This window comes from uncultured Shewanella sp. (assembly GCF_947495455.1).
Classification (GTDB): Bacteria; Pseudomonadota; Gammaproteobacteria; order Enterobacterales; family Shewanellaceae; genus Shewanella.
Window position 1 is genome coordinate 1 of sequence record NZ_CANLZC010000175.1, and the last position, 5,671, is coordinate 5,671.

Here is a 5,671-nt window from a genome sequence, read left to right on the forward strand (position 1 = left end):
AGCTTATTATGGTTGTTTGGAGTATTTTACCTCAAAACCCTTGATGTGGCTGCTTTATATAAGGGGACACCTAAGCCGTTAATGATAGAAAAAATAAAACAAATCTATACATCGCTGGTGTACACAGTATTACATATGCAGCAAAAACTGCATCAACATGTGATTTATATTCTTTATGCCTTATACACCAAAAAGCTTTAAATAGAGTAAATAACAATCCAACATCGTACGTTAAAAATAAAGCACTATTAAATGGTGTTTTCAAAACATAATAACTTGAAATCATAGAGGTAACTAGAAACATCGGTAGCACAATGCATATAATCCCCCTCCCCATATAACGATGGAGATTCCAATTAATATTATGTTTCTTTATCAATGGAATAAAAATAAACTGTACCATCATCAATATTAATAATAATAAAGCAATGATTACATGCGCAGTAACGATGTGATTTATTTTTATCGATAAGTCAAATATATCAACAACTGAACTATACTGAGACCATTCAATGGTCTCATGCTGTTTTTGAGCTAAATATAATTTTATCTCAGGAATGAATGATACATTAGACAAAGTGGCTAGTATAATAATAAATATATACACATTTGGCGTAAGACTTTTCTTTATCATTCTTTTATCTATATATCCCCATGAGAGTTTTTATATTTTTCTTTATATATTTATTCATAATTTTTATATTAACTAATTATATCAATAGTCATTAAATAATGAAAAAATTAAGCATCATTTACAACACGCAAAACACACAATATCTTAACGCTATCCCAACGTTAGCCTTTTTGCAAGTAAAAATGTTCTAAGTGCTTAACTAAAAATTATCGTGTATTTTGATAAAATGCTTTAACGTCTCTATGACCATATCCGTATTTCCTCTGCTTTCGGTCATATGATAAATCAGCGCGCCCTGCCGACTTAAAAAACCAAGTTCATTCAGTTTACTCCTTCGTGAATAACAAGGCATCGCTAACGACTTACCTTTTAAAGACCAAGCGTAGAGAAGATGTGATTGTTAAATAAAGTGATGTTAGATCAATGTCTTTTCCTAATATCTGATAACATATCAAAATAAGAGCTCTATCTCTTTCTCAATAACTCAAAAAAGGTCTATGCTACAAAGAAGCAATCAACTCAGCCCTAAACTTTCTCACTAAACAGAACAATAAACCATGGTAATATTCATTACAGGTTCTACAGGTTTTATAGGACAACACCTTGTTAGAGCATTATTTTCTCAAGGACATGAAATATACTGCTTAACTAGAACAATACAAAAATATCAAGAATTAGCGCTTCCAGGAAAAATACTCCTCGGAAATTTAGATCTCAACAATCATTGGTCATGGTTTGATAAGCTTCCGCCACATTTAGATGCTGTCATTCATGTAGCAGGCGTTATCCACAGTTACAATTCTAACGACTTTTATTCTTTCAATACATTATCTTCAAATCACTTAATCACATTGCTATCAAAAAAATATAATAGGTTACACTATATCTATATTTCCTCCCTTGCAGCACTTGGCCCAGATCACCCAACACAGCCAACAGAACTCACATTTCCACAACCCATAAGCCAATATGGTCAATCAAAACTAAGGGCTGAAAACTATGTTATACAAGTGCTCCCCAAAAATTGGACCTATACCATCATCAGGCCCCCAATGGTAATCGGTCCCGGTGATAAAGCCGTGTTAGACATTTTCAAAATGGTAAAAAAAGGGATAGTGATCGGCGCAGGCTCCCAGATTAAAAACAAACGATACAGCTTCATCAATGTATATGATCTCATTGAAGCTATTATTCATGTAACGGTTAATAAAACAAAGCCTAATCAAATATATTTAGTATCACACCCTGAAACATTCACACTCAATGAGTTAGTTAATACTATTAACGATATTTGTTTTAACAAAAAAATCAATAGCTTATTTATTCCCAATTTGATGTTAAAAGCCTTATCTCACATTTTTCGCATGATTAATTCACTATATAAAATTAATATTCGACTTACACCTGATAAATACTTGGAGATATCAGCAAATACTTGGGTTTGCGATGGTTCAAAAATTGAAAAAATGACTCAATTTATCTATTCACGTGATTTACAACAAACCATTATAGAAACAGCTAAAGATTATAAATCCAGACACTGGATTTAACATCAAAAATCCTCAAATCCTTTACAGCTAATATCATGCTTTATCTTGGTAATAGGATCGGTAAAACATAAACGCTTGGCCATTAATTTTAACGGCCGATCAAAGTCATCAGGCGCTTTATCTTGTAAAGTCGGATACAAGGTATCATTGATCAGACTCATACCCAGACTTTGCATATGACCACGTAATTGATGAGTCTTTCCTGTTATCGGCTTCAATAAAAATAAACCCACTCCTTGCTTAATATCAATCAAACTGATTATCGAATGCGTATTTGCTTCGCCATCAATGATTTTCATCAAAAAGCTCGGCTCTCCTTTTACCATGCAATTTTTTACCGTCCAATGCATAGGCAAAACCAGTACACCATTCTGATATTGTTTCAATAATTCAGGCGTTAAATAGGCTAACCCATGATACTCTTTAATGATCTTGCCCGTTTTAAACAATTGATGGTAATCATGGCGCGTCGCTTTATTCAAAGACAGTAACATCAAACCTGACGTCGCCCTATCTAAACGATGCGCCGCAACTAAATCAGGTCTCTGAGTACGCTTTCTAAGCCGATTGACCAAGCATTCATTAACAAATTGCCCACTGGGGTTTACGGCCAAAAAAGCCGGTTTATAAGCAATAACAATCTGCTCATCTTGATACAATATGCTTTCTTTAAAAGGAATAAGACTTTCTTGCGCAACTTCACGGTAATAATAAACTCTTTCACGAGGAATAAAAGGCGATTCAATGTCAATCAAATCACCATTACGCCAATGGACTTTGCCTTCAATGATACGTTGATGCCAAACATCAGCGGGAATATGCTTAAAGTGCCACACTAAAAAATCAAATACGCTTGTTTTATCGGTCACAGTTTCAGGAAGAACAATATAAGAAGCTTGGTTTGCACGAACGCTTAACGACATGAATAGATACTCACTACCAACAAAACACGAAAAAAATAATATTTACAAAAAATAGAAGCCTTCACACAACAAAACACGAATGTTACAATAAAAAGCCACAAGTCAACAACAAGTAAACAATAATGAGAAAGTTATTACTGAGTTTATTTTTAATCACGACCAACTGTGCTGCATCATATACCGCTAACCACACCACTACAATTAATTCTATTCGAATTTATAACAGTGAATTACTCTATTTCTACACCGCCTCAATGCCTGAAGATAGCCCCTGTTCTGGTACTTTTTTTGCGTTATCGGACAATCTGACTGATAAGCAATTTGACCGTTATTATTCAATGTTATTAGCGGCAAAAACAACGGGGGCACAAGTCACAATCGGCTATGATAATACAGAAAGTGCTAACTGTATAAACACACGTCCCTATGCTGAGTCTTTAAGAATACATTAACGACCTCATATCAAGATTAAGGCTTTGCAGTTTAACGCATTTTTTTGACATCAAGATCGCTTAGACTGCTATTATCTTGATTATTCACATGTGACTGGATCAATTTAAAAACATAATCTAATGTGCGATGGCAATTGGGTTGGCAGACTAATCTCAATTTTTCATTATTATAAAGCGGCAAGACCTCAAGCCAACGCTGACTAACCCAGGTGGCATCTTCTAAATTTATATGTGTATATAATTTTGATAATGCTTCGTTGGCCTGAAAAAAATGCTCTAGCGCTGCACTGAGAATTTCATATTGCTCCGTAATAGACTCTGATACCCAATTATCATAACGACGAGCTTGGGCAAGCCAAATTTTGTCTTTTTGTTGAACAGCAGAAATGATTTTAACTTTTTGCTTACCCTCTAAAACCAACTCTAGCGCACCCCCTTTTTGTTGATTAAAGTCAATAACATCACACTCAGTCCCATAAGGATAACAGGGCAGTTTTCCATGCACTCTATGCATTCCAAATATTAATGGATACTTTCCTTTGAGCACTGCTGCCACCATTTTTAAATAATGTGGCTCAACGATCCTCACTTTTATTCTTCCCAGTGGTAAGAGTAAAGCATCACGGGTAAGTATGACCATTTCTTCTGTATGCATAAGCCTTTTCCCATACAATGGGCAAGTAAGCTGCCGTATCTTTAATAAAGTGTAGCAGCTGTATCTCCAATAAAGTGTAGCAGCTAGACCTAGCTTTATTGAAAAACTACGTCAAAGTCGTTCAAGTTTATTCGCAATGGTCCCCGACTTAATAACGTTATCAAAATCATCAGCTAAAGCATGGCTCATTATCGCTGCATTTTTCCAATATTGAATTCTCTTCTTTGTATCTAAAGATTTAAAATCGCGCCTATCAGGTAACTTAGCATAAGGTAATCGCTCAATAAACTTCTCTGTCGGCGCGAGGATCAAGGCATTATCATAATTATGCTTGGCTTTTCTCCAAGCTAAAGATTTATCAAACCAACCTGGCTTTATTATCGAATGAAAATGTGGATATATTGTCATTCCCTTTGCTTCACTGAGTTGTAAATCAAAATGATAATCAGTGATCCCACCATCAAAATACTTCCCTTTTGGCGCCCCTTTAATATTGTTAACAGGAGATAAGATCAAAGGAATGGCGCCACTTGCCACTAACACATGATCAATATTTTCATAATGAAGTGCAATATGCCTACTGGGTAAATCCTGTAGCGAGCAAAAAGGTGAAGAAAAATCATCTACACCAAAAACACACCGCTCAAAATGCCAGCCTAAGCTCTTTCGACTTAACAAATTACTCGCCGCTGTTGCAGCAAGCCCAGCAGCTAAGGCCATACGATTACTGCCAGCATTTAAATGTCTAGCGCGGCAAGTGACAAAGTGGCTCTTAATCACTGGATGATCAATGATATCAGCCCCTTTATGAGCACCGAGTAACTCACGAATAATCGCAGTCACCTTCTTTGTGATAGCATCTGGAGAAGGCTTACCTTCATAAACTTGATTAATATAAAGGTTTTCTAAATTTTGATGCGCCTTGATGGGATTTTCCTGCGCTAAACTCGCTAGTCGCCATGCTCCCGATGAGGCGCCTATGGTATATAAAGGAGACGTTCTTTGCTTAAAGAACTCCCCAAAAATATAACGATCTAAACAGGCAATACCTAACCACTTTGGCCCTCCTGATGCCGCAAATACTTGCGTAAAAGAATCAGGATTAAGCCCTTTCTCCATTATTGTTTTAAATGCAGTAGGGCCAGCAATAAAGCGCAGAGATGACAATGTATAACTCCCTATTCCAACATACGGGTATAATTAAAAGTCATGACAATAAATCAATAAAGTCATTCAATTCAAAATCAATATTTACAAAGTATTTTACCCTATCACATGAAAACAATTCGACTCTTCACTGCGCTTTATAGAGTAATAATCTAAGCAAAATATTTTAATACTCATACGTCATTCTAACTTCAAATGGTATCGTCAAATCGACATTATACCAATTCCATTATATAGATGATCAATTCAGAGCTTCTCAGGCTTTTCAATTCAAGGCGCATTTATGCTGT

At 35.5% G+C, this 5,671-nt stretch carries 6 protein-coding genes; 2 read left to right on the top strand and 4 right to left on the bottom strand.

The window, feature by feature from the left end; genetic code table 11:
* Positions 1-70 precede the first annotated feature (70 nt).
* Positions 71-634, bottom strand: coding sequence for a DUF2306 domain-containing protein (locus tag Q0791_RS25325; RefSeq protein WP_366942502.1), 564 nt, complete (start codon positions 632-634; stop codon positions 71-73).
* A gap of 557 nt (positions 635-1,191) precedes the next feature.
* Here Q0791_RS25325 and Q0791_RS24125 point away from each other — a divergent pair.
* Positions 1,192-2,184 carry an NAD(P)-dependent oxidoreductase gene (locus Q0791_RS24125; RefSeq protein WP_299011813.1) on the top strand — a complete coding sequence of 331 codons (993 nt, stop codon included), beginning with the start codon at positions 1,192-1,194 and terminating at the stop codon, positions 2,182-2,184.
* A gap of 2 nt (positions 2,185-2,186) precedes the next feature.
* Here the strand turns inward: Q0791_RS24125 and Q0791_RS24130 are convergent, their stop codons facing one another.
* Positions 2,187-3,107, bottom strand: a complete 921-nt coding sequence (locus tag Q0791_RS24130) for a pseudouridine synthase (RefSeq protein WP_299011814.1) — start codon at positions 3,105-3,107, stop codon at positions 2,187-2,189.
* A 122-nt stretch (positions 3,108-3,229) separates the two neighbouring features.
* Here Q0791_RS24130 and Q0791_RS24135 point away from each other — a divergent pair, with 122 nt between their 5' ends.
* Positions 3,230-3,559, top strand: a complete 330-nt coding sequence (locus Q0791_RS24135; RefSeq protein WP_299011815.1) for a hypothetical protein — start codon at positions 3,230-3,232, stop codon at positions 3,557-3,559.
* A gap of 31 nt (positions 3,560-3,590) precedes the next feature.
* Here Q0791_RS24135 and Q0791_RS24140 read toward each other — a convergent pair whose 3' ends face one another.
* Both Q0791_RS24140 and Q0791_RS24145 read right to left on the bottom strand, forming a co-directional pair.
* Positions 3,591-4,214, bottom strand: a complete 624-nt coding sequence (locus Q0791_RS24140) for an LON peptidase substrate-binding domain-containing protein (protein ID WP_299011816.1) — start codon at positions 4,212-4,214, stop codon at positions 3,591-3,593.
* A gap of 111 nt (positions 4,215-4,325) precedes the next feature.
* Positions 4,326-5,381 carry an alpha/beta hydrolase gene (locus Q0791_RS24145; RefSeq protein ID WP_299011817.1) on the bottom strand — a complete coding sequence of 352 codons (1,056 nt, stop codon included), beginning with the start codon at positions 5,379-5,381 and terminating at the stop codon, positions 4,326-4,328.
* Positions 5,382-5,671 lie beyond the last annotated feature (290 nt).